Source organism: Radicibacter daui, assembly GCA_030657355.1.
Lineage (GTDB): Bacteria > Pseudomonadota > Alphaproteobacteria > Radicibacterales > Radicibacteraceae > Radicibacter > Radicibacter daui.
In genome coordinates, this window is record CP131056.1 from 3,865,373 (window position 1) to 3,888,511 (window position 23,139).

At 64.4% G+C, this 23,139-nt stretch carries 22 protein-coding genes and 1 riboswitch; of the genes, 11 read left to right on the forward strand and 11 right to left on the reverse strand.

The window, feature by feature from the left end; translation table 11 throughout:
• Positions 1–389: 389 nt before the first annotated feature.
• Positions 390–1,571, forward strand: coding sequence for a hypothetical protein (locus tag QTL98_RS18030; protein WP_445679847.1), 1,182 nt, complete (start codon positions 390–392; stop codon positions 1,569–1,571).
• Positions 1,572–1,685: 114 nt separating this feature from the next.
• Positions 1,686–2,609 carry a DMT family transporter gene (locus tag QTL98_RS18035; RefSeq protein WP_445679848.1) on the forward strand — a complete coding sequence of 308 codons (924 nt, stop codon included), beginning with the start codon at positions 1,686–1,688 and terminating at the stop codon, positions 2,607–2,609.
• A gap of 82 nt (positions 2,610–2,691) precedes the next feature.
• Here the strand turns inward: QTL98_RS18035 and QTL98_RS18040 are convergent, their stop codons facing one another.
• Together QTL98_RS18040 and QTL98_RS18045 are read right to left on the reverse strand one after the other, a co-directional pair.
• Positions 2,692–3,126 carry a protein tyrosine phosphatase family protein gene (locus tag QTL98_RS18040; protein ID WP_445679849.1) on the reverse strand — a complete coding sequence of 145 codons (435 nt, stop codon included), beginning with the start codon at positions 3,124–3,126 and terminating at the stop codon, positions 2,692–2,694.
• Positions 3,127–3,249: 123 nt separating this feature from the next.
• Complete coding sequence (locus QTL98_RS18045) at positions 3,250–4,182, reverse strand: L-lactate dehydrogenase (protein ID WP_445679850.1); 933 nt, start codon at positions 4,180–4,182, stop codon at positions 3,250–3,252.
• Positions 4,183–4,356: 174 nt separating this feature from the next.
• On the opposite strand from QTL98_RS18045, the gene QTL98_RS18050 reads away from it, so the two are divergent.
• From QTL98_RS18050 to QTL98_RS18065, 4 genes are all read left to right on the forward strand, one after another.
• A complete protein-coding gene (locus tag QTL98_RS18050; RefSeq protein WP_445679851.1) occupies positions 4,357–4,992 on the forward strand; it encodes an SCO family protein in 636 nt (211 codons plus the stop codon).
• Positions 4,989–5,387: a hypothetical protein gene (locus tag QTL98_RS18055; protein WP_445679852.1), complete on the forward strand. Its 399-nt coding sequence runs from the start codon at positions 4,989–4,991 to the stop codon at positions 5,385–5,387. The genes QTL98_RS18050 and QTL98_RS18055 overlap by 4 nt, the downstream gene beginning before the upstream one ends.
• Positions 5,388–5,555: 168 nt before the next feature.
• Positions 5,556–5,912 carry a hypothetical protein gene (locus QTL98_RS18060; RefSeq protein WP_445679853.1) on the forward strand — a complete coding sequence of 119 codons (357 nt, stop codon included), beginning with the start codon at positions 5,556–5,558 and terminating at the stop codon, positions 5,910–5,912.
• A gap of 244 nt (positions 5,913–6,156) precedes the next feature.
• On the forward strand, positions 6,157–6,900 hold the full coding sequence (locus QTL98_RS18065) for a protein phosphatase CheZ (protein WP_445679854.1): 744 nt from the start codon (positions 6,157–6,159) through the stop codon (positions 6,898–6,900).
• Positions 6,901–6,913: 13 nt separating this feature from the next.
• Here QTL98_RS18065 and QTL98_RS18070 read toward each other — a convergent pair whose 3' ends face one another.
• A complete protein-coding gene (locus QTL98_RS18070) occupies positions 6,914–7,486 on the reverse strand; it encodes a thioesterase family protein (RefSeq protein ID WP_445679855.1) in 573 nt (190 codons plus the stop codon).
• Between the two features lie 248 nt (positions 7,487–7,734).
• Between QTL98_RS18070 and QTL98_RS18075 the strand changes: the two genes are divergently transcribed.
• From QTL98_RS18075 to QTL98_RS18095, 5 genes are all read left to right on the forward strand, one after another.
• Positions 7,735–8,145, forward strand: coding sequence for an OsmC family protein (locus QTL98_RS18075; RefSeq protein ID WP_445679856.1), 411 nt, complete (start codon positions 7,735–7,737; stop codon positions 8,143–8,145).
• A gap of 91 nt (positions 8,146–8,236) precedes the next feature.
• Entirely contained in the window at positions 8,237–9,007 is a 771-nt protein-coding gene (locus QTL98_RS18080) for an SDR family oxidoreductase (RefSeq protein WP_445679857.1), read from the forward strand.
• A 425-nt stretch (positions 9,008–9,432) separates the two neighbouring features.
• Complete coding sequence (gene uvrC, locus QTL98_RS18085; protein ID WP_445679858.1) at positions 9,433–11,424, forward strand: excinuclease ABC subunit UvrC; 1,992 nt, start codon at positions 9,433–9,435, stop codon at positions 11,422–11,424.
• Positions 11,425–11,500: 76 nt separating this feature from the next.
• The gene (locus QTL98_RS18090) at positions 11,501–11,743 is read left to right on the forward strand and encodes a type II toxin-antitoxin system Phd/YefM family antitoxin (RefSeq protein WP_445679859.1); all 243 of its coding nucleotides are present in this window, start codon (positions 11,501–11,503) and stop codon (positions 11,741–11,743) included.
• Positions 11,743–12,132: a type II toxin-antitoxin system VapC family toxin gene (locus QTL98_RS18095; protein ID WP_445679860.1), complete on the forward strand. Its 390-nt coding sequence runs from the start codon at positions 11,743–11,745 to the stop codon at positions 12,130–12,132. The genes QTL98_RS18090 and QTL98_RS18095 overlap by 1 nt, the downstream gene beginning before the upstream one ends.
• Before the next feature lie 10 nt (positions 12,133–12,142).
• Here QTL98_RS18095 and atzF read toward each other — a convergent pair whose 3' ends face one another.
• The 8 genes from atzF to QTL98_RS18135 all read right to left on the reverse strand — a co-directional run bounded on the left by atzF (position 12,143) and on the right by QTL98_RS18135 (position 22,947).
• Positions 12,143–13,951, reverse strand: coding sequence for an allophanate hydrolase (atzF, locus tag QTL98_RS18100; protein ID WP_445679861.1), 1,809 nt, complete (start codon positions 13,949–13,951; stop codon positions 12,143–12,145).
• Positions 13,951–17,499 carry an urea carboxylase gene (gene uca, locus QTL98_RS18105; protein WP_445679862.1) on the reverse strand — a complete coding sequence of 1,183 codons (3,549 nt, stop codon included), beginning with the start codon at positions 17,497–17,499 and terminating at the stop codon, positions 13,951–13,953. The genes atzF and uca overlap by 1 nt, the downstream gene beginning before the upstream one ends.
• Positions 17,500–17,518: 19 nt before the next feature.
• Complete coding sequence (locus tag QTL98_RS18110; RefSeq protein WP_445679863.1) at positions 17,519–18,133, reverse strand: urea amidolyase associated protein UAAP2; 615 nt, start codon at positions 18,131–18,133, stop codon at positions 17,519–17,521.
• A gap of 14 nt (positions 18,134–18,147) precedes the next feature.
• Complete coding sequence (locus QTL98_RS18115; RefSeq protein WP_445679864.1) at positions 18,148–18,969, reverse strand: urea amidolyase associated protein UAAP1; 822 nt, start codon at positions 18,967–18,969, stop codon at positions 18,148–18,150.
• Positions 18,966–19,796, reverse strand: a complete 831-nt coding sequence (locus QTL98_RS18120) for an ATP-binding cassette domain-containing protein (protein WP_445679865.1) — start codon at positions 19,794–19,796, stop codon at positions 18,966–18,968. Before QTL98_RS18120 ends, QTL98_RS18115 begins: the two co-directional genes overlap by 4 nt.
• Positions 19,793–20,614, reverse strand: a complete 822-nt coding sequence (locus tag QTL98_RS18125) for an ABC transporter permease (RefSeq protein ID WP_445679866.1) — start codon at positions 20,612–20,614, stop codon at positions 19,793–19,795. The genes QTL98_RS18120 and QTL98_RS18125 overlap by 4 nt, the downstream gene beginning before the upstream one ends.
• Before the next feature lie 78 nt (positions 20,615–20,692).
• Positions 20,693–21,766 (reverse strand): putative urea ABC transporter substrate-binding protein, encoded by a 1,074-nt coding sequence (locus QTL98_RS18130; protein WP_445679867.1) that lies wholly within the window; start codon positions 21,764–21,766, stop codon positions 20,693–20,695.
• Between the two features lie 78 nt (positions 21,767–21,844).
• Positions 21,845–21,966: riboswitch (guanidine-I (ykkC/yxkD leader) on the reverse strand.
• Positions 21,967–22,116: 150 nt separating this feature from the next.
• A complete protein-coding gene (locus tag QTL98_RS18135; RefSeq protein ID WP_445679868.1) occupies positions 22,117–22,947 on the reverse strand; it encodes a TauD/TfdA dioxygenase family protein in 831 nt (276 codons plus the stop codon).
• Positions 22,948–23,139: the final 192 nt, after the last annotated feature.

Sequence of the window (23,139 nt, forward strand, 5' to 3'; positions counted from 1 at the left end):
GCCGTCCGTTTCGGTGGCGCGGAACCTAGACAAACAGTTCGGGCCTTGCAAGGGCTTTTTTGGGGGCCGGCCATGCATAATTTCCTCGGCTCCTCAACGGCATCGCCGGGGCTCCCTTAGATATCGTCCTTGTCCGGGGCTGCACCCCCGCGTAATATCCCAGCCAAATTGCCAAAAGAGTCAAAGACTCCAAAACAATGGTAGTAGGGAATTGATCGCCTTGGACCACTGTCCGGACTGACGACAGCCACTGTCGCCGGCCCCCGTGACGGATGGCCCTTGGAAAAACCGGAAACCTTCGCCATAGGTGCAGTGCACGGCACCTTGGACCCTGCGAGATAAAAAGCCAGGGTGGCGGGGCAGCAGATTTGAGGGGGATAGGCGCGGGGATGGCTCGGCTACGGCATAACGGCACGATTGTAACTGCGCTGATAGCGGCCTCTATGGCGCTGGCCGGATGCAGTGGCGGATATAACGGTATCCTTGGTTCGCTGTCCGGCGAGAAGCCCGAAGGCGGCACCAGGACCGAAATCGCTCCCAGCAAGGCGGAAATGCAGGCAACACCGGTCAGCGCGACCGTGATGACCAATGCAGACGCCTTTACCACCGTTCCCCTGCCGGGCTTTACCGAGAGCGGCACGGAAGTGGGGCGCAAGGCAGCCCAGCTCCATGACGAGCTTGGCCAGCTGAACGGCAAGGTCCAGTCCGAAGCCTCCGATCTGGATGGCATCCTGGCCGCCAACACGGCGATCGCGCAGAATTATCACGGCATCGTCGCCGCGATTAATGCCCGCCTGCAGGTGGGCACCACGCCGGGCAACCCGATCCTGGTTTCCCAGTGGAACGAGGCTCAGGCCCAGCTCGACCAGATTTCCCAGCAGATCGGCAAGCTCAACAAGCTGAGCAACGACGTGGCGGCCTCCTCCACCGTCGGCGCCTATCTGCTTGATTCGGTACGCGCCACGCTCGGCCTGTCCGGCGCCGTGGAAGAAGATCACCGCCAGCTCTCCGTGCTGGAAGATCGCACCAACCAGACTGTAGTGCTGATCCAGCGCCTGCTGACGCAGACCACTGACGAGATGCAGCGCTCGACCGACTATGTGTCCGCCGAACGGCGTGACCTGCAGTCGCTCTCGCTCGCCATCAGCAAGGGCGAAGCCTTCGGCTCCAGCCTTGCCAACCGCGCCTATTTCCGTGCCCAGGAAGTGAGCGCCACCGGCGCCGCGCCGATGGCCGCCGCTCCGCTTGCCGGTGCTGCGCAGGATGACAGCCGCCGTCCGCTGGTGGTCATCCGCTTCGAGCGCGATGATGTCGATTACGAGCAGGCCGTCTACCAGGCCGTGAGCAAGGCACTCGAGCGCAAGCCCGATGCCCGCTTCGATGTGGTGGCCGTCAGCCCGTCCAACGGCAGCCCGGCCGATATCGCCCTCACCTCCACCAGCGCCAAGCGGAACGCCGAAGGCGTGATGCGCTCGCTGGTGCGCCTTGGCCTGCCGGCCGAGCGCATCACGCTCTCGGCCCGCTCGTCGGCGCAGGCGCAGACCAGCGAGGTTCATATCTACGTACGTTGATCCCGACAGGGTCAACGCGATATCGGGATGAATCGAGAGTGGCGGCCCTGGGCCGCCACTCTTCTTTTGGCCGGCTTTCATGCCCGCCCTTTTTGATGCAGGCAGCCCCGGAAGATGAGCGCGACAGCCGACCCCGCCCGCCCGATGCCCGCCCTGCTGCGCGCCGGCCTGTGGATGGGGCTTTCCCTCTTCTGCATCTCCGGCATGGCGATTTCCGGCCGCATGCTGTCGGGCCACTACTCCACCTGGCAGATTCTGTTCTATCGCGGCCTTGTCGGGCTGGTGGTGATCGGCGCGCTTGCCCCGCGCCTTGGCTTCTGGCGGCTGAAGTCACGGCAACTGCCGCTACATTTCGCCCGCGCTGTCATTCATTTCAGCGGCCAGTATGGCTGGTTCGTCGCGATCACGGTGCTGCCGCTGGCCGAAGTGTTCGCGCTGGAATTCACCACACCGATCTGGACCACCCTACTCGCCCCGCTGCTGCTGGGCGAAAGGTTGACGGGGCGCAAGCTGACCGCCGTCTTCATCGGTTTTGCCGGCATTCTGGTGCTGCTGCGACCAGGCCTTGCCCTCGTCAACCTCATGTCGCTGGTGATGATCGGCGCGGCGATCACCTTTGCCATTACCCATATCTGCACCAAGAGAATCACCCGCACGGATGATTCCCTCTCGGTCGTCTTCTACATGCTGCTGTTCCAGACCCCGCTGGCGCTCGTCGGCGCCCTGCCGCACTGGCAATGGCCGACGCTGGCGACACTGCCCTGGATCGTGGCCGTCGGCCTGACGGCGCTGACCGCACACTACGCCATCAGCAAGGCGCTGACGGCAGCCGATGCCTCCGTCGTCGTTCCGATGGATTTCCTGCGCCTGCCGCTGATCGCCGTCGTCGGCTGGGCGCTTTATGGCGAGGAGCTGAGCTTCTGGCTCGTTATCGGCGCCGCGCTCATCTGCCTTGGCACCTGGATCAATACGCGCCCGGCGCGTGCTGCGGACCCCGAGCCCGCAGCAGCAACTGCCGTCAACGGCCCGGACGGCTGAAGGCGGCCGGAGGCGTAAACAAAACGGGCCGGCGGAATGATCGCCGGCCCGTTTTGTGTTTCAGCACGCCGCAGAAGCGCCGTCAGTCCTGACGGGCATAATGCAGGATGAAGGGCAACTGGCCGGAGAGGTCGTAACCGGCGGCCGCCGTCGTCTCCAGCACGTCTTCCACCGCTTCGCTGCGGCGACCGACGGCGTCGATGGACCACAGGATGGAGCAGCGCGTGCCGGAGCGGCAATGCGCCAGCACCGGGCCCGGCATCTCTTCCAGCGCGTCGCCGAAATCGCTGACGGTGGCGGCCGTCAGGCTGGCCGCCGTCATCGGCAGATGGCGGTACTCAAGGCCGTATTTGGCGGCCCAGACCGCCTCTTCCTCGGTGCCCGGCGCGCCATCCTCGCCATCGGGGCGATTGTTGATGACGCTGCGAAAACCCAGACGGGCGAATTCGGCGAAATCGGCCTCGGTCGGCTGGCCGGCAACGCTCACGCCATCATCAAGCTTGCGAATCTCTACCACGGGAACAGTTCCTTTCGGGTGCGTGCCGCCCGTCCCGCCGGGAAGGGAGCAACCTGCGTTGCACGAACCGACCACAGGACGCCGCCGCCCGCAAGAGGGGGCAAGACTGAGAGGCGCCATGCCTCACAAACCGATGCTGTCGGCCGCCTGCCGCAGGATGGTCGCGCTGCGGGCCAGCGCATGTTCTTCCGCGCTGTCGAGCGAGGGCATCAAGGTGTCGGCAACGCCATTTGCCCCCACGATGCGCGGCAGGGAGAGGCAGACCTTCTCGACCCCAGCCACCGACGGCGTGAAGCAGGAGACGGTAAGCGCCGCCTGCTCGTCATGAATGATCGCCTCGGCAAGCCGGGCGATGCCGGCGCCGATGCCGTAATAGGTTGCGCCCTTGCCGGCAATGATGGTGCCGGCGGCACCGCGCGTGCCGGCATCGATCTCCTCCTTGAGTTCCGCCGTAAGCGGCTTGCCCATCTGGTGGGCGACGGAGGCCAGCGGCAGGGTACCCACCATGGCAGAAGACCAGCACAGCACCTCGCTGTCGCCATGCTCCCCCAGCACATAGGCATGAACCGAGCTGGGGGCGACACCGAGATGGCTACCGATCAGCGCGCGGTAACGGGCGCTGTCCAGCATGGTGCCGGAGCCGATCACCCGTTCCGGCGGCAGCCGTGAAATCCTGAGTGCTGCATGCGTCATGATGTCGACCGGGTTGGTTGCCACCACCAGCAGAGCGCCCGGTGCATAGGTCATGATCTCGGCAATCACCGCCTCGAAGACGGAATAGTTGCGCTGCAGCAGATCGAGACGCGATTCGCCCGGCTTCTGGTTGACGCCGGCGCTGATGACCACAAGGCTGGCCCCGGCAAGATCGGCATAACCGCCCGCCCGCACCCGGACCGGAGACGCAAAGGGGGTGGCGTGGCGGATATCTTGCGCCTCTGCCTCGGCGCGGGCCCGGGACAGGTCCACAAGCACCAGCTCGCTGCCGATACCGCGCATAACCATGGCATAGGCAGCCGTACTGCCGACGAAACCTGCGCCCACAATGCCGATCTTCAAGGGTTCGTCCTCCTTGTTGCCCCGATTGTCCCCCCTTATGCGTCAAGGGATGATAAAGCCGTTGGACCGATTGTCTCACCCGCGGCGCACTTCCCTGTTCGCGCATTGATGGATATACCGCACGGCCGTTACCATTCGGCGAGCCTGCCCTAACTGACCGAGCCAGACCAGCCCATGTCCAGGACTTCCCGCCTCATCATCATTGCCGTCGTGCTGGTGCTCGCTGTCGCCTTGTGCGCGCTGATCCTCAACTGGCAGCTGGGCGGGCGGATCGCGTCCGGCAACGGCCCTTCCATTGCCACCACCGGCGGCATTGGCGGCGATTTCTCGCTGACCGATCAGAATGGCAAACCGGTGACGCAGAAGGACTATGCCGGCTCCTTCGAGCTCATCTATTTCGGCTACACGTTCTGCCCGGACGTGTGCCCGACGGAGCTACTGACCATCGCGCAGACGCTGGACAGTCTGCCCAAGGCAACCGCCGACAGCATCCAGCCGGTCTTCATCACTATCGACCCGGAGCGCGATACGCAGAAGGTCATGGCCGATTACGTGCCGCTCTTTTACCCGCGCCTTGTCGGCCTGACCGGCACGACCGACCAGATTGCCGCCGTCGCCCGGGAATTTCGCGTCTACTACAACAAGGTTCCCGCCAAGGATGGCGATGCCAGCGCCTATCTGATGGATCACAGCTCTTTCATCTATGTCATGGGCAAGCAGGGCGAATTCCTCGACGTCATCCCCTATGGCACGACCAAGGAAGACATGGCGGTGAAGATCGAGCAGCTGATCCAGAAGTACGGTGCATGAGGCCGCTAGCCCTGCCGGTGCTCGCCACCTGCCTGATAGTGGCTGGCTGCGCCACCCCGGCCGACCGGGCACAAAAGGCGCAGCAGGCCCTCCTCGGCCTCAGCCAGCAGCAGCTCGTCGATTGCGCCGGGCCGCCCGATGCCAGTAACGGCAATCTCTTCGTCTGGAAGAAAGAAGAGACCCGGTATGTGGGTGGCAGCACGCTCGGTCTCGGGCCGGTCGAACTCTCCACCCCGTTCGGCCGGCAGTCGGTCGAACGCATGTGCCGCACGAGCATCCGTATGGATGCAGGCGGCCATGCCTCGAACGTGCTTTTCGACGGCTATGGCGCCCCTGGAGAGGGCACGCCGACACAGCTTTGCATAGACCGGATGTCCGCCTGTCCGGGGCTTTGAAGGCGGCGGAAAAGCTGGCCACTCAAGGTCGCATTTATGCCCAACCCAAGGCTGCAAGATGCCATCGCTTCGCCGCTTTCAAACGACTACAGTAGTACCGGTTGAACCATGCCGGGGCATCTGGCGTTAGGTTCTGGAAGATGAATTCTTGCCGGAGGGTAGCTGACTATGAAGAAGCTCGTTTTGTCCGCCTGTATCGCCGCTGCCGTCGGGCTCGGCTCTGCCGCCGTCATGGCGCAGTCCGCCCCCATGATCCCCGACACGCCGACAGGCAAGTACACCTACTATCGCAGCGCCGTTCAGATGAAGATCAAGTGCGCGATGGCCAACCCGACGCAGGCCCAGCAGGACGCGATCAACGAGAAGCTTGAAGCTCTCACCGATCCGAATGGCGAGCTGAGCCCGGGTGCCAAGCTCAAGATCATCGACGACGTGAAGTGGTCGACTGCCTCTGTTGCCTGCACCTCGCCGGCAGGCAAGGCCTATCTCGACTCCTACCAGAATCAGATCGACGTTCCGCTCTGATCCATCTGTCGGTTTCGGCCGGCTGAAACAAAAGAGGGCGCTTCCCGAACCGGGGGGCGCCCTCTTTTCTTTTTCTATAGATCTGCTGGATGGGCGGAATACAGCAAACGGGCAGGGGGCTACTTCTTTTGCACCGGAAAATTGCCCCGCCTTTTGGCTGCCCCCTCATCGCTTTGCCTGCTAACATCCCGGCACAAGATCGCCCGCGTGGTGACGGGCAACCAACAGACGGGATGAATTGACGGTGGCCAGCTCCTCCTCCGCTTCCGGTGCCCCTCTTTCCGGCGATCAGATCGCAGCCCTGGCTGAGGCACTGGCCACGGCGCTGAAACCGCAGCTGCAGCAGATGGTGGCGGAAGCCGTGTCGGTGGAAGTGGCCCGTGTCGAGGATGCCATCAACCTGCGCATCGCCACGCTGGGTGACGAGGTCGGTGGCCATGTCTCCACCATCAATGCCGTTGCCGACCGTGCAGCCGAAACCAGCCAGCTCATCGACACCTCGATGAACGAGCTCGCCAACAAGCTGGAAATGGCCAAGGTCGAACTGGCTGGTATTCGCCATCCGCGCGCCAATGAAGACCAGCTGGCGCTCGCGATGTTCGAGCTGGACGAGATCATCAGCGCCACCCAGGGCGCCACGGCCGGCATCCTGTCAGCGGCAGAAAAGATCATGGATGTCGTGTCGCGCGGGCCGGACGCGCGCATTTCTCCCGAGGAGGCGGAAGATCTCATCAACGAGATCACCCGCATTTTCGAGGCCTGCAATTTCCAGGACCTGACCGGCCAGCGCGTGACCAAGGTGGTCGATACGTTCCTCAAGATCGAGGACCACATGAACGCCATCATCCGCAACCTGGGCAAGGACAGCTTCGACCACATTCCGGTGGGTGAAGAGCGCCACGCCTCGCGCGATGGCACCGTACTGACCGGCCCGGCGGCGGAAAAACACGGGACCAGCCAGAACGAGATCGACGCCCTGTTCGACTAACGGCGCTCTCCCCCTACATCTCCGGCCCTGCCGCTTCTACCGGCTCGCCCGCTTCGGCATTGGTGCGGCGGCGCAGCGCCTGCTCGGCCTCGCTCCACTGGCGGATATCGGCCGGCAGCTCGGGCGAATCCATACATTCGCCGGCCGCCCCCATCACCTCCCGCACCGCCACGGCACCGTGGCGACCGCGGAACGCGCCCTTGACCAGCGCGACGGCACATAACCGCCCCCGGCGGTCGAGAAAACGCTGCTCGATGAAGAACCAGCGATCTTCCCAGGCGACGAGCCGCGTGGTGAGGCGATAGCGCTCGAACGGGGCGAGCGAGCGGCGCCAGCGCACCTGCGCGGAAGCGATCACCGGCATCCAGCGCTCGCGCCAGATAACGGGCACCATGCGCATGCGCAGGATCATGTCGAGCCGGCCCAGATCCATCACCGACAGGTACCGGCCGTTATTCATGTGCAGATTGGTGTCGAGGTCGGTCGGCCAGACGCGGAACCACAGCTCAAAATCGTCGGTAAAATGCCTGCGGGGCGAAAACAGCGTGCCCAGGATGACGCCCAGCACCCGCAACCAGAGATTCATGAAGCGTCCCCACTCGTTTCCGCGGAGCGCTCTTCCTCCGCGGTTTCATTGTTCGTGTTTCGGGGCGGCTCCGCCCCCCTTTGGTACCCAAGCTATCACCGCGCCTGTGCCCTTGTCGCACCCGCTCGTCGCATCCCATATAGTCAGGTGCCGGAAGCACGATACTGCAATCCCGGCAGCGCCCAGGGGCCTATCGAAAAGACGGGATACACCGCCCCATCCCTGACCCATAAGAACAGGAACCCGCCATGTCGCATCACGCCCATATCGTCTCCAATGACGGCCTGCGCCAGACCATTACCAGCGGCCGGCACACCCTCACCGCCGACGAGCCGGTGGATGCCGGCGGCGCCGATGCCGGGCCTGCTCCATTCGATTTCCTGTGCATGGGCCTTGGCGCCTGCACCTCGATGACGGTGCGGCTTTATGCCGACCGCAAGCAGTGGCCGCTGGAGGGCGTCGAGGTGGATGTAAGCCACGCCCGCGTGCCGGCGGAAGGCGGCGGGGTTATCGAACAATTCACCCGCCTCATCACCTTCAAGGGCCCGCTGGATGACGAGCAGCGCACAAGGCTGATGGAGATTGCCGGCAAATGCCCGGTGCATCGGGCGCTGGAGGGCGATATACGGATCGTGAGCCAGCTCGACCCGGCCCGCTGATCCGGGAGCGGCGGGCGGACGTATCGGCAACGAGCACAGCGACCGCCCGCCTTCAGGGCAAGGCAGCCAGCCAAAGGGAGAAAGAGCCGACATGGCCGAGATTCGCCGCAAGAACGTGCTTGTGACCGGCGCCGCAAAACGCATGGGCGCCGCCATCGCGCAGGCCCTTGCGGATGATGGCTGGTCGGTCGCCGTGCACTACAACCACTCGCGCGACGATGCCGAGGCGCTGGTGCGGCGGCTGGAGTTGCAGGGCAAGCGCGCTGTCGCTCTGCAGGCCGACCTTGCCAACGAGGCGGAGGTGGAAACGCTGGTCTCCCGCGCCCGGGAAGAGCTGGGGCCGCTGACCGCCCTAGTCAACAATGCCAGCCTGTTCAAGCGCGACGAGGCGCTGACGGTGACGCGGGAGAGCTGGTACGCCCATATGGACGTCAACCTGCGGGCGCCCTTCATCCTGTCGCAGGAATTTGCCCTGCAGGTGCCGGAAGCAACCGGCGGCGCCATCGTCAACATCGTCGACCAGCGCGTGCTGAATCTCGCGCCAAGCTTCTTCTCCTACACCCTCTCCAAGGCCGGGCTCTGGACCATGACGCAGACCCTCGCCATGGCGCTGGCGCCGGGCGTACGCGTCAACGCCGTCGGCCCCGGCCCCACCATCCAGAACGAACGCCAGAGCGATCAGCATTTCCGTGCCCAGTGGGAAAGCACGGCGCTTGAGCGCAAGGTGGAGCCGGAAGAGGTGTGCGCGGCGGTGCGCTATCTGCTCTCCGCCCCCTCCGTCACCGGCCAGATGATCGCCGTCGATTCAGGCGAGCATCTGGGTTACGCCCAGCCGAAGGCCGGTTTCATCGCGACGGAATAAGGGCCGGACAGGCCGCACACAATGCTAAGCGTCTGGAGATTATTGGGTCTTTGATCTGATTCCGTAAAAGCGCCGGCGGCGGGGAAACGCCCCCGATGTTTTACACAAAAGCCGGAGATCTTTTTGCGCAGGAGCTGTTGCCAAGGCTGAAATCCTGTGCCTAGCCGCCAAAATCGCCTCAAAACCCTATTAAATTGTTATTTATCAATGACTTATAAATCTGCACAAGAAATAGCCAATCTAGAGGGGGCCGCAGACTCCCAGCGATTCGCGCTGCATGTCCCGGATTCTTCCACACACTTATCCACAGATTCCGTGGAGAACTATGACCGAAAGAATAGGCGGATACTGATAAGTGGATATGGTTCCCGTCTTGTTCATTTCAATCCGGCTATAACGGGGCCGGAAACCCCAGCGGGAATAGCATGGTGAGCGGCAGGAAGGACCGGCGCGTAGCCGGTGACAAGCTGAGCGAAACGGCACCGGCCGGCGTGGAGACGCCGGATGAGGCTGTGCATGCCCAGGCCCGCAGCCCTGCCGCCCGTACCCGCGCCGCAAGGCCGCGCGCCTCGCTGGAGGAGGGGGTGGCCATCATCCGCGCCCATCTGGCAACGCTGCCGACGGCGCCCGGCGTTTACCGCATGATCGCGGAGACCGGCGATGCCCTTTATGTAGGCAAGGCGCGCGACCTCAAGCGCCGCGTTACCAACTATACACAGATCCAGCGCCTGCCCATCCGCCTGCAGCGCATGGTGGCCGAGACGCGCAGCATGGAGTTCGTGCGCACCCACACCGAGGTGGAAGCGCTGCTGCTCGAAAGCAACATGATCAAGCGGCTGATGCCGCGCTACAACGTGCTGCTGCGCGACGACAAGAGCTTTCCCTATATCCACCTGACGGGGGATCACGACTTCCCCCAGTTGCTGAAGCATCGCGGCAGCCGCACCCGGCCGGGGGATTATTTCGGACCGTTCGCTTCCGCCGGCGCTGTCGCGCGCACGCTGATTGCCCTGCAAAAGGCCTTCATGATCCGCAACTGTTCGGACAGCGTGTTTGCCACCCGCACCCGGCCTTGCCTGCAATTCCACATCAAGCGCTGCACCGCCCCCTGCGTCGACAAGGTGAGCAAGGGGGCCTACGCCCACCAGATTGCCCAGGCGCGCGAGTTCCTGTCCGGCAAGAGCAACGAGGTTCAGAGCGAACTGGCCGGCGAGATGCAGCAGGCTTCCGAAAAGCTGGATTTCGAAACCGCCGCCCAGCTGCGCGACCGCATCCGCGCCCTCACCGCCATCCAGGGCCATCAGGACATCAACGTCCAGGGCGTGGAGGATGCCGATATCGTTGCCGCGCATGAGATGGGCGGCCAGGTCGGACTTCAGGTTTTCTTCGTGCGCGGCGGCTACAATTACGGCAACCGCGCCTATTTCCCCAGCCACGACAAGGCCGAGACGGCGGCCGAGGTGCTGGCCGCCTTCCTTGCCCAGTTCTACGACAACAAGCAGCCGCCGCGTCAGGTGCTGGTCAATCTGATGCCGGAAGAATCAGGGCTTCTGGAAGAAGCGCTGACCATGAAAGCCGGCTATCGCGTCGAGCTCCTGGAGCCGCAGCGCGGCGAGAAGAAGCGCCTGATCGACATGGCCGCCGCCAATGCGCGCGAGGCGCTGGCCCGGCGCATGGCCGAAGGCAGCGCGCAGGCGAAGCTGCTCGCCGGTGTTGCCGAGCTCTTCGGCCTCGACAGCCCGCCCGAACGCATCGAGATCTACGATAACAGCCACATCCAGGGCACCAATGCCGTCGGCGGCATGGTGGTGGCGGGGCCGGAAGGCTTCATGAAGACGGCTTACCGCATCTTCAACATCAAGAACCCCGACCTGGAGCCGGGGGACGATTTCGGCATGATGCGCGAGGTGATGACCCGCCGCTTCGGCCGCGCCATCAAGGAAGACCCCGACCGCAGCGCAGGCCAGTGGCCCGACCTTGTGCTGATCGATGGCGGCCTTGGCCAGCTCAATGCCGTGATGGGCGTGATCGAGGAGATGGGCATTACCGACCTGCCACTGGTCTCCATCGCCAAGGGACCGGACCGCAATGCCGGGCGCGAGCAGTTTTTCCTGCCCGGGCGCGACCCGTTTCAGCTGCCGATCAACGATCCGGTGCTCTATTACCTGCAGCGCCTGCGCGACGAAGCCCACCGCTGGGCCATCGGCGGGCACCGCGCCAAACGCCAGCGCCAGATCAGCGCCTCCCCGCTCGACGACATCCCCGGCGTCGGCCCCACGCGCAAGAAGGCCCTGCTGCACCATTTTGGCTCGGCCAAGGCGGTCGCCCGTGCCGGCCTTGCCGATCTGGAAGCCGCCCCCGGCATCAGCACCGCCATGGCCCGCAGCATCTACGAACATTTCCACGGCGAGAGCTGAATGTCCGCTGGCCGCCCTGTTCATTTACCAAAATAACGACTAGAACAATCAGACTAAACTTAGTCCGGTCATTCTTATGCCCACCATCAACATTCATGCTGCCAAAACCCACCTCTCCCGGCTTGTGGATGAAGCCGCGAGCGGTACGGAAATTGTGATCGCACGGGCAGGAAAGCCGGTTGCGCGGCTGGTTGCGCTGGCAGAGGCAACGGCCAAACCGCGGCGCAAACTCGGCCAGCTAAGCGGAAAGATCAGCGTGAGCGGCGACTTCGACGCCCCCTTGCCGGACGATATCCTTGCGGGCTTCGAGCGCCCCTGATGCGTCTGTTGCTCGATACCCACATACTGATCTGGGCTCTGAACGATCCGTCCCGGCTGTCCCCGGCCACGCGCGACCTGTTGGAAGACACCGGCAATGATATTTTCTTCAGCGCCGCCAGCATCTGGGAAATCGCCATCAAGGTCAGGCTTGGACGGGTAAGTTTCGATCATCGCCCCGGGCATGTGACCCGCACGGCACTGGCCACCGGCTTTGAAGCACTGCCGATCCGCAGCGACGCTGCCGAAAAGGTGGAGGAGCTTCCACTCCTCCACCGGGATCCCTTCGACCGGTTGCTGGTTGCTCAGGCCCTTTGTGGGCCGTTGCGCCTCGTAACGGCCGATACCCAGATCGTTCCCTACACCGATCTGGTGATGCTGGTTTCGTAACCGGATTTCATCACGACGCCAGTTTCTGACCGATATAGGCGCGCCAGCCGCCCAGCTGGGTGATCTCACGCGCGCCTACCACGGCGTGGCTTTCGCAAAGGAAGCCGCTGACGATGCTGCCATCATCAAGCGTCAGCTTGCCGATGCCCAGCGGTGCCGGAATGGCGGCAACGAAGGCGCCGAAAGCGGCGGCCGGCAGGGACCAGACCTCGACGGCGATCCCCTCCCCGGCAAAACCGGGCTCGCGCACGAGGCCGGGTTTGGCCGGCACGGTGTCCGGCAGTACATAAAGCCGGTAGTCCGGGGCCGTGCGGCAGCTGCGCTTCAGGAAACCGCCCCCATCCGTCAGCTGGTGATTGAGCGGCATGCCGGTGAGGTGCGCCCCCACCACGGCCACCTCGATACGCCCGTCCGCCGGTCGCGCCAGACGGGAAGCCATCGGCAGTACCGCCGATGTCTCGGCGCCCATGCCCTGAGGGCTGCACCGGTGCAAGCGGTCTGCCAGCGCGGCAAGCGCATCGTCGGCAAAGGCAGGGGCCACCAGCGTCACGCCGCCGCCCACCCCGTCCCGTCCAAAACCGGCGGGAATGGCAACGGCGCTGCAATCGAGCAAGTTCACGAAGTTGGTATAGCGGCCGAGATTGCTGTTGAGGGTGATGGGATCGGCCAGCATCTCAGCCACCTTGTAGGCGGTCGGGGCCGTGGGCAGCAGCAGCACATCCATCTTTGCCCATTCCAGCGCGGTCAGCTGGCGCAGCTCTTCCAACCGGTAGGCGCCGCGGAAGGCGGAGACGGCGTCATAGTTGCGCGCGCCCTCCACGATGGCGCGCACTGTCGGGTCCATCTCCGCGGCATGGGCATCGGCAAAGGCCTCGATTGCCGCCAGCCGCTCCGCCACCCACGGGCCGCCATAAAGCAGCTGGGCGCAATCGCGGAAGGGCCTGTAGTCGATCTCCACCTTGCGGCCTCCCAGCGCCTCGGCCCGGGCGATGGCGGCGTCATAAAGCGCTTCCATCTGGCTATCGCCAAAAAACTCCCGCTCGGCCTTGCCCAGTACACCGAAGCGCCAGCCTTCCGCCGGCAACGGCGCCGGGGTCATGGGGCGGGAATAGGCATCCTGCCCGTCAAAGCCCTGCATGGTCCGGCGCACCAGATCGCCGTCCCCAGCATTGCCGGCCAGCACGGTAATGCAATCAAGGCTGCGGCAGGCCGGCACGAGGCCGGTTGAGGAGACGAGGCCGCGCGTGGGCTTGATGCCGACAAGGTTGTTGAAGGCAGCGGGAATGCGACCCGAACCTGCCGTGTCGGTGCCAAGTGCGAAGCTCACCTGCCCGCTGGCAACCGCGACGGCGGAGCCGGAGCTGGAGCCGCCGGAGACATAGTCGGCATTAAAGACAGCGCGCGGCGCGCCATGGGGCGAACGGCTGCCATTAAGGCCGGTGGCGAACTGGTCGAGATTGGTCTTGCCGATGACGAGCGCACCCGCCGCCTTCAGCCGTGCGATGACGAAGGCATCTTGCGCCGGCTGATAGGCAAAGGCCGGGCAGGCCGCCGTGGTGGCAAGGCCTGCCACATCGATATTGTCCTTCACCGCGAAGGGAATGCCCCAGAGCGGCTGGTCCGCACCGGGCGGGCCGGCAAGCTCCAGCGCCCGGGCTGCGGCGCGCAAGGCGGCATCGTCAAAACGGCTGATCCATACCGCCTTGTCCGGATGGGTCGTGATGCGGGCGATCACCACCTCGATCACATCCGTCGGGGTAAAGCGCCCGGCCCGGTAACCTTCGCTGAGGGTGGAGATGTCGAGAAAGGCCGGCAGCATCAGGCAGCTCCCTTGATAATGGCAAGAACATCGCCGGCACGCACGGTGCGGCCCGGCTGGCAACGAAGCCCCGTCACCCGGCCACTGACCGGAGCGGGAATGGACATTTCCATCTTCATGGATTCAACGATCACGACCGGCTGGCCGGCCTCGACACTGGCACCTTCTTCCACCAGCACCTTCCACACATTGCCGGTAACCGGTGCGGCAAGCGCGCTTGCCCCTTCCGGCACTGCCAGTGCGTCGGTTTCGGCGGGTGTGCCTTCATCGCTGACGAAACTATCGAGCCCGCGCGCCTTCCAGTCCGCTCGCTCCGCCTCGAAGGCGGCCTGCCGGGTGGCGTTGAAGGCAGCGATGCCGGCAGCCTCACGGGTGAGCGAAGCGGCGTAATCACCATAGGAAAAGGGCGTGTCCTCAATGCGGATCGGATAGCGACCGTGCGGAAACGCCTCCCGCGCCTCCGCCAGTTCCTGCCCGTCCACCGGGAAGAAACGGATACGGTCGAAGAAACGCAGCAGCCACGGATGGCCGGGAGTGAATTCCGGCGTGGTGCGCCAGCTGTTCCACATCTGCACGGTGCGGCCAAAGAGCTGGTACCCGCCCGGCCCCTCCATGCCATAGACGCAGAGATAGGCCCCGCCGATGCCGACGGCATTTTCCGGCGTCCACGTGCGGGCGGGATTGTATTTGGTGGTGACCAGCCGATGGCGCGGGTCGATGGGCGTTGCCACCGGCGCGCCGAGATAGACATCCCCCAGCCCCAGCACCAGATACTCGGCATCGAAGACGATGCGCTTCACATCCTGCGCCGAGCCAAGGCCGTTAATGCGGCGGATAAACTCGATATTGTCCGGGCACCAGGGGGCATCCGGCCGCACCAGCTCCTGATATTTGCGCATTGCCAGCTGCACGGAAGGATCATTCCAGGACAGCGGCAGCCAGACGGTACGGCCCGGCACCGTGACATCCTCCGCCCGGCCGAGCCCCGCTTCCATTTCCTGAAGCGCCGCCAGAAGGCGCGCCCCGGAGAGGACCGAGCTGTCGAAATGGATTTGCAGCGAGCGGATACCCGGCGTGAGGTCGATGAGGCCCGGCAGGCCTGCCTGCTGCACGGCATCTGCCAGCAGATGCACGCGCAGGCGCAGCGCGATGTCGAGCGCCATCGGGCCATATTCCACCAGCAGGTAGTCATCGCCGGCCCGCCGGTAGGCGACAGGTACCGGCCCTGCCGTGCTGCGGGTAAGCACCGGGTCCTGCACCCCGCCTGCGCTCCGGTTGATCCGCGGCGCAGCCGGGGCGGCATAACCTTCCGCCTCGACAAACCGCACCCCGTCACCGGGGCGTAGCTGGCCCATCTTCCACAGCTCATCCCGCGCGATCACCGCCGGGCAGACAAAGCCGCCAAGGCTGGGGCCATCCGGGCCAAGGATGATCGGCATGTCGCCGGTAAAATCGACGGCGCCGATGGCGTAGGCATTGTCATGCAGGTTGGAGGGGTGCAGCCCCGCCTCCCCGCCATCGGGCCGCGCCCATTCAGGCTGCGGGCCGATGAGCCGCACGCCGGTGCGTGCACTGTTGAAATGCACCTCGTAACGGCTGGAAAAGAAGGTTTCGATATCGGCGTTGGTAAAGAAGTCGGGCGCGCCGTGCGGGCCGGAGCGCACCGTGATCTGCCAGTCCTTCACCAATTCCGGCTGGTCGTCCGGCGCAATGGCGACAGGCTCGGCGACCGGCGCGGACAGTGCCACTTTCAGCACATCACCCGCCCGGAGCGTACCGGTGGCATGGCCGCCGAACCGCCCGAGGCTGAAATTGGCCCGTGCGCCCAGAAAAAGCGGCGCATCAATCCCGCCGCGCACCGCCAGATAGGTGCGCTGCCCCGGCCCGATAATGGCCCCCAGTGCCAGCACCTGACCGGCCGCTACCGCCACCGGCTGGTACCAGGGCACCGGCGCCCCGTCGAGGGTTGCCGCCATCACCGCACCGGCAAGGGCGATCACCGCATCGGTGTGAAAACGCAGCGTCGGTCCGGTCATGGTGCATTCAAGGGCCGCCGCCCCTTCCGGGTTGCCGACTGCCCGGTTGGCAAGCTTGTGAGAACGCTCGTCCATCGGGCCTGAAGGCGGCACGCCGACATGCCAGAGGCCGAGCCGGCCCGGCCAGTCCTGCACGCTGGTCTGTGCGCCCGGCACCAGCACCTCGATGGCGCGCGGGGTGAAGGCAAAATCACGCAGGAAGCCGGTTGAAACTTCCCCGGCGGCAAAAGCCGGCGCCGCGACGATGGCGCCGAGATAATCGAGATTGGTCTCGATGCCATGAAGCGCGGTTGACTGCAGGGCGCTGCGCAGCTTCGCCAGCGCCTCGCCCCGGTCCTTGCCGGCAACGATCAGCTTGGCCAGCATAGGGTCGTAGTTGGCGGTAACGTCGGTGCCGGTTTCCACCCAGCCATCGACCCGCACGCCTTGCGGCCACGACACCTCCGTTAGCAGGCCCGTTGACGGGCGGAAATCGGCCTGCGGATTTTCGGCATAAAGGCGCACCTCCATGGCGGCGCCCTTGGGCTTCAGCGCCGCCTGCTCCGGCAGCACCAGCTCGCCGGCGGCCTGCCGGATCATCCACTCGACCAGATCGACGCCGAAAACGGCTTCGGTTACCGGATGCTCCACCTGCAGGCGGGTATTCACCTCCAGGAAAGAAAAATCCTGCCGGGCAACGTCGTAGATGAACTCCACCGTGCCGGCGGATTCGTACGAAACCGCCTCACCCAGCGCGATAGCGGCCTGATGCAGGCGCTGGCGCACGGCATCGGGCAATTGCGGGGCTGGCGTTTCTTCCACGACCTTCTGGTTGCGGCGCTGGAGCGAGCAGTCGCGCTCTCCCAGCGCCACCACCCGGCCCTTGCCGTCGCCGAAAATCTGCACCTCGACATGGCGCGCCACCGCCACGAAGCGCTCCAGATAAACCCGCGCATCGCCGAAGCTGGCGCCGGCCATGCGCTGCACTGCCTCGAATTTGGCGGTGAGGTCGGCCTCGTCATGGCAAAGCTGCATGCCGATACCGCCGCCGCCCGCTGTGCTTTTCAGCATCACCGGATAACCGATGCTGCGGGCGGCGCTGACGGCCTCTGCCGCGCTGGCCAGAAGGCCGCTGCCCGGCAGCAGAGGCACGCCGGAGCGCTCGGCAATCTCGCGCGCAGTGTGCTTCAGGCCAAAATCGCGCAGATGTTCCGGACGCGGGCCGATGAAGCGAATGCCCTCCGCCGCCAGCCTTTCGGCAAAAGCGGCATTTTCGGAGAGGAAGCCATAACCCGGATGCACCGCCTCGGCGCCGCTGGCATGGCAGGCCTCGATGATGGCGCCGATGTTGAGATAGCTCTCCCGCGCGGCGGCGGGCCCGATGTAGTGGGCCTCGTCCGCCGCCAGTACGGGAGCGGTGAAACGATCGGCTTCGGAATAAACCGCGACCGACCCGATGCCGAGCCGCCGGAGCGTGCGGATCACACGCCCGGCGATCTCGCCGCGATTGGCGATAAGGACCTTGCGGAACATGGAATGACCGGTCCTTCGCTCACGCCGCTTCCGGCTGGAAGATGGTGACGCGCACCGGCGTGGGGTTGAAGCCGTTGCACGGGTTGTTCACCTGCGGGCAGTTGGAGATGACGCAGAGGATGTCCATCTCCGCCCGGATATCCACATGGTCCCCCGGCGCCGACACGCCATCGACGATGGCCAGCTTTCCATCCGGCTCTATCGGCACATTCATGAAGAAATTGATGTTCGGTACGACATCGCGCTTGGTCATGCCATGGCGGCCAACCTCGAGGATGAAGTTCTCCCGGCAGGCATGCATGTAGCGGGTGTGGTGACCGAAGCGTACGGTGTTGGCCTCGCACGAGCAGGCACCGGCGGAGGTGTCATGCCGCCCGCAGCTGTCGGCAACGACGGTTGCCATCACCCGGCCGGTATTGGCGACCAGCTCGGTGCCAGTCGAGACATAGGGGGCGCCCTGCGCCGCGATGGTGTCCTGCGCGCTATAACGCTCGCTGGTATCGGCGGCGGCGTAGAACAGCGTATCGACGGCCTGCTGGCCTTCCATATCGATGATGCGCAGCACCTGCCCGGCACGCACAAGGCCGGACCACGGGCGATTGGCGGGAATGGTGAAATCGTAAACCTGCTTCATGGTCGCTTCCCCCTTTAGCCGCGCAGATAAAGCGCGTTGTTCTCGAAGCCGCGCACGGCCTCGGCACTGGCCGTGCGGCACGCATCATCCGCTGCCGCTTCGGGCAGCGTGTGGATGAGCACTTCCACCGGGCGGGGCGCAAAACTGCCGCCCGGCGCCAGCGGATGCGGGCAGTTTGAAAGGGCAACGATGAGGTCGAGTTCGGCCCGCAGGCCGACCATGTCGCCGGGCTTCACCACACCGTCACGCCAGCCAAGCTTGCCCTCCGCGCCAACGCTGACCGGGGCGAAGAAGGTGATGACGGGGGCAAGATCGCGTACCCCGAGCCCGTGCTTGCCGGCGGCCAGCAGCAGGTTTTCCCGCGTCGAACGCAAGGCGGCATCGCCATAACGGCGCTGGTTCGATTGCGGGGTGGAGCCGCCGACGATGGTGTCATGGGCGCCGCAGCTATCCTCGACGAGCGAGAACATGATCCGCCCCATGTCGGAGAACAGCACCCGCCCCCGGCGGATCTCGGCCGTCCACTGCACCTTCACCGTATCGGCGCTGTTGTAGCGCTCGCTGGTATCGGCAGCGTTCCAGCAGAAGAGCGAGACGCCCGGCGTGGCGTCGGTATTGATGAGGGTGAGCCCCTGCCCGCGCTTCAGATGCGCCGTCCAGTACCAGCCGCCGGGGATGATCTCGCGGTGGAGAATGTCCGCGGCCTTCGGCAGGCCGGCGCCAGGTGCCGTCAGTGGCGGCAGGGCGCGCGGCGCCATGTTGTCACCGGCGGCCTTCAGCTGTTCGTAGCGGCGGCGCAGTTCCTCGATTGCCGCCTTTGTGTCCTGAGCGCTCATGCCCGAACTCCCTGCAAGGCCAGGTCGTCCCGGCTGGTGCCCGCCACAGGGGCCGGGTCGTCCCGGCCGGGGCTTTCAAACAAACCTGTCACCTGTCCGGCCACGCGCGGCGGCCAGACGGGGATATCCTGCGTAATGGTGGCGCCGTAGCGCCCGCCATCGCTCGGCTCGTTACGCCGGCGCTCGAAGGCGATGACGCGGGTGGCAAGGGTAAAGGCCTCGCTCATGTCGTGCGTCACCATCACCACTGTCAGCGGGCGTTCGTGCCATAGCCGCTTCATGAGCTGGTGAATCTCGGCCCGGATGCCGGGATCGAGCGCCCCGAAGGGTTCATCCAGCAGCAGCACGCGCGGCTTTGTTGCCAGTGCCTGCGCCAGGGCCAGGCGCTGCTGCATGCCACCGGAAAGCTGGGCCGGATATTTGTCCGTCGCCTCGGCAAGGCCGACGGCTTCCAGCAGGGCGCGCGCCTCTTCGGCCGCCGCCCGGCGCCGCGCGCCCCACAGCTTGCCCCAGAAACGCGAGGCGCCGATTTCCAACCCCAGCATGACATTGCCGAGCGCCGTCAGATGCGGAAAGACCGAGTAACGCTGGAAAACCACACCGCGCCCGGCCTCGGGTTCGGCAGCCAGCGGGGCGCCATCCAGCAGGATGCTGCCCCGGCTCGGCCGCTCTTCCGACAGCAGCATCTTGAGGAAGGTGGATTTGCCGCAGCCCGACGGGCCGACCAGCGCCACGAAGGAGCGTTCGGCGATTTCGAGGCTGATGCCCTCGAGCACGACATGCTCGCCATATTCCTTCCAGACATCCGCGATGCTGAGGACGCTCATGCCGTGGCCCTCGCGCCGGCAAACCAGGGGAAGGCCCGCGCCTGCAACAGCACCAGCAGCCGGTCCATGAGGAAGGCGAGCAGCGTGATCCAGATGACGTAGGGAATAATGACATCCATCGCCAGATAGCGCCGTACCAGAAAGATGCGGAAACCGAGCCCGCTTTCAGAAGCAATCGCCTCCGCCGCGATGAGGAAGAGCCAGGCCGGCCCCAGCGAGAGCCGGAGCCCGTCGATCAGGCGCGGCAAAAGCTGCGGCAGCACCACACGCAGCACGAGCTGCCAGCTGGAGGCACCCAGCGTCTGCGCCTTGATGATCTGCTGCGGTGGCAGCTCGCTGACACGCAGCGCCAGATCGCGCGTCATGAACGGCGCGATACCGATGACGATGAGCGCGATCTTGGAGGTTTCCCCGAGCCCGAGCACGATGAAGAGAATGGGCAGCAGCGCCAGCGGCGGCACCACGGAGATGACGGCGACAAACCCGCCCGCCAGCGAGCGCAGATAGGGCAAAAGACCGATGGCGATGCCCAGCACGAGGCTGATGGCGGTGGCAATGGCCAGCGCCGCCAGGATGCGGCCGAGACTTGCCGAAGTATCGACCCAGAGCAGGAAATCGCCGGTACGCTTGTCCGCCTCAAAGGCCATGCGGGTGACCGCTGCCATCATGCTGGCGGGCGACGGCAACAGCTTGTCTGCCGGGTTTTCGGCAAGGCGCGCGGCCGAGGCGATGAGATAGGTCAGCACCACCAGCACGAATGGCACGATCATCAGCAGCCGGCCGAAACCGGCCTCTGGACGGCGGTTGATGAGACGCATGGGGTGGGGTTCTCCTGGGCCTCAGGGTTCAGGAACCGGCCGGACGGGAGGCTTCCCCCGCCCGGCCCGGTATCCGGCTCAGAGCTTTCCGGCAGCCGCAGCAGCCATGTAGGTGTCGGTGAAGCGGAACTTCACGTTCGCCTTGTCACCCAGCACCTTGCCGTCGGCGAGTTCGATGCCGACGACATCGGCCGAAGCTGCACCATCGCCCATCAGCCCGTGGTCGAAGAGGAAGGTGCGCACATGGTCCATGGTCGCCCCGATCTCCGCACTTTTGGCGAAGCTGGCGGCTTCGTCCGGCTTGTAGAACATGCGGGTCGCGGCAAGCTGCGCCTCGTAACCTGCAAGGTCGGTGCCCGAGGCCTTGCCCATCGCCTCGCGCGCCGCGGCGCCATCGGGCGTCTTGGCGGACATTGCGGCCATGGTTTCGTACCAGATGCCGGCAAGCGCCTTGCCGAAATCCGGATTGTCCTTGAGCGTCTCGGTATTGGCGACGGTGAGGTCGATGATCTCACCCGGGATCTGCGAGCTGTCGAACACCTTGTTCGCAGCCGGCGTGCCCATGATCTCGGCGACGATGGGATTCCAGGTCACGACCGACGTCACGTCCGGCGTTGCCCAGGCGGCCACCATATCGGCATCGGAGGTGTTGACGACATCGACATCCTTTTCGGAGCTGCCGATGCTCTCCAGCGCACGCGCAAGCAGATAGTGCGAGACCGAGAACTGGACCAGGTTTACCTTCTGGCCCTTGATGTCGGTGAGTGCCTTCTTGTCCTTGAGGATCACGGCGTCATTGCCGTTGGAGAAGTCGCCGACGATCACGGCCGTGGTATCCACCCCGCCGACAGAGGGGATGGAGAGCGTATCCATGTTGGTCGCCGTCAGGGCATCGAAGCCGCCGGCGGTGAACTGGTTGATGGATTCCACATAGTCGTTGAACTGCACGACATCGATCTTGATGCCGTACTTCTTCGCCCATTTGTCGACGATGCCGTGATCGGCCGCCCACTGCCAGGGCATCCAGCCGACATAGATCGACCAGGCGAGCTTGAATTCCTTCTTGGGCGCCGCTTCGGCCGGCGCATGCCAGACCAGAAGCGCCGCCGCGGCGGCTACGAGGGTGCGAGTGAGATGCTTCGAGACTGTCATTGCCTGCTCCCGTCCTGACATATGCAATCGGACCAGGAGGGCATGAAAACCTGAGCGCCACTTTTCCTGGCCACTGAGGTCTCCCGGGGTTTTATCCCGCCGTGCCCCTTGCGGATGTCTCCCGCAAGGGCGGCAGCTCTCGGACCAGCACCCCGCCTCCCCTCGGGAGCAACGGAGCCGGAACCCTAGCCGCCAACTCAACGCCTTCTTACCAGCAGGTTCCGTGCCAGACAATAATGCATGCAATCCTGCGGTTTCGGAAAAGCATGAGGTCAATTTTCAGGCAAATCATGCCCAATGCTGCACCGCAGTGCGCATAAATTACCCATAAAACGGGAAAGCCGCCCCGATCAGTTCTGCGGAAAGGCCGTCGTCGTTCTGTGCAAGGTGCGGGGATAAGCCGGCTCGGTGTGTCCACCGCGATGAACCAGCCCGAGGCTGTCAAAAACCAGAAAATCACCGGCTTCCCACTTATGGTGGTACCGGTATTTTTCCTGCAGGCAGTGCTGGGTGATGCTGGTGATCAGCGTGGCACTTTCCCCCTCATCCAGCCCTTTGATGGACTTCATGGTGAGGTCGCTCAGATAGAGGGCCTTCTTGCCATCCATTTCCCAGACCAGCGGATGCTCGACATCGGCGATCTCTTCCTTGCGGGGCTCCCCGCGCAGGGTCAGCAATTCCCCGAAGCGGAAATTGAAGGAATGGATGGCCGTCAAATTCTCGAGATAGGCCCGCTCCTCATCAGGAAGGTCCCGCAGCGCCATGTCCGTATTGGCAAACTGCGTCTCGCCATATTTTTCCGGCGCCAGCGTGCAGTACAGAAAAGTGTAGCGGGTCGGATATTCCAGAAAGGAGGTGTCGGTGTGCCAGTAGCGCACCGTACTCATCATCCTTTCCCGGGTGTAGTGATATTTGCCGCCGTTATAGGTGTTGGAAATCACCTGCACATTGTCGTTTGATTCGTGCCGGTTCCGGTTGTCCCATGCCAGTTCCGGGGATCCGAAAAGCCGCGTGAAATTCACCTGGTCTTCGTTGGATATATTCTGGTTTTTAAACAGCAAAATCCCGCTGGAACTCAAAAGCCGTTTGATGAAACCGGCATCTTCGGCGCCCAGGCTGGCGCAATCAAAGCCATCGACCCTCAAACCAAATGACGAATTTTTCAGACCGGAAATCTTCACCGCGCCCTCCACTCTTCCTGAACGAGCGAAACACCCAGGGGCGGACTATATAATATTGGAAATTCAGGCGCCTGAATAAAAATAGCGCCAGTTATAAATTCATAAAATCAAAGGTTGTTGTCTGGATTAAAATTCATTTACGCCCCCCCCCCGCTCATGCAAACGGCCCTCCGGAAAACCGAAGGGCCGCCT

Excerpts from the sequence above, each read along its gene's own strand:
- QTL98_RS18030 (WP_445679847.1), top strand. The coding sequence starts at position 390 with ATGGCTCGGCTACGGCATAACGGCACGATTGTAACTGCGCTGATAGCG.
- QTL98_RS18035 (WP_445679848.1), top strand. The coding sequence starts at position 1,686 with ATGAGCGCGACAGCCGACCCCGCCCGCCCGATGCCCGCCCTGCTGCGC.
- QTL98_RS18050 (WP_445679851.1), top strand. The coding sequence starts at position 4,357 with ATGTCCAGGACTTCCCGCCTCATCATCATTGCCGTCGTGCTGGTGCTC.
- QTL98_RS18055 (WP_445679852.1), top strand. The coding sequence starts at position 4,989 with ATGAGGCCGCTAGCCCTGCCGGTGCTCGCCACCTGCCTGATAGTGGCT.
- QTL98_RS18060 (WP_445679853.1), top strand. The coding sequence starts at position 5,556 with ATGAAGAAGCTCGTTTTGTCCGCCTGTATCGCCGCTGCCGTCGGGCTC.
- QTL98_RS18070 (WP_445679855.1), bottom strand. The coding sequence starts at position 7,486 with ATGAATCTCTGGTTGCGGGTGCTGGGCGTCATCCTGGGCACGCTGTTT.
- QTL98_RS18075 (WP_445679856.1), top strand. The coding sequence starts at position 7,735 with ATGTCGCATCACGCCCATATCGTCTCCAATGACGGCCTGCGCCAGACC.
- QTL98_RS18080 (WP_445679857.1), top strand. The coding sequence starts at position 8,237 with ATGGCCGAGATTCGCCGCAAGAACGTGCTTGTGACCGGCGCCGCAAAA.
- uvrC (WP_445679858.1), top strand. The coding sequence starts at position 9,433 with ATGGTGAGCGGCAGGAAGGACCGGCGCGTAGCCGGTGACAAGCTGAGC.
- QTL98_RS18090 (WP_445679859.1), top strand. The coding sequence starts at position 11,501 with ATGCCCACCATCAACATTCATGCTGCCAAAACCCACCTCTCCCGGCTT.
- QTL98_RS18095 (WP_445679860.1), top strand. The coding sequence starts at position 11,743 with ATGCGTCTGTTGCTCGATACCCACATACTGATCTGGGCTCTGAACGAT.
- atzF (WP_445679861.1), bottom strand. The coding sequence starts at position 13,951 with ATGCTGCCGGCCTTTCTCGACATCTCCACCCTCAGCGAAGGTTACCGG.
- uca (WP_445679862.1), bottom strand. The coding sequence starts at position 17,499 with ATGTTCCGCAAGGTCCTTATCGCCAATCGCGGCGAGATCGCCGGGCGT.
- QTL98_RS18110 (WP_445679863.1), bottom strand. The coding sequence starts at position 18,133 with ATGAAGCAGGTTTACGATTTCACCATTCCCGCCAATCGCCCGTGGTCC.
- QTL98_RS18115 (WP_445679864.1), bottom strand. The coding sequence starts at position 18,969 with ATGAGCGCTCAGGACACAAAGGCGGCAATCGAGGAACTGCGCCGCCGC.
- QTL98_RS18120 (WP_445679865.1), bottom strand. The coding sequence starts at position 19,796 with ATGAGCGTCCTCAGCATCGCGGATGTCTGGAAGGAATATGGCGAGCAT.
- QTL98_RS18125 (WP_445679866.1), bottom strand. The coding sequence starts at position 20,614 with ATGCGTCTCATCAACCGCCGTCCAGAGGCCGGTTTCGGCCGGCTGCTG.
- QTL98_RS18130 (WP_445679867.1), bottom strand. The coding sequence starts at position 21,766 with ATGACAGTCTCGAAGCATCTCACTCGCACCCTCGTAGCCGCCGCGGCG.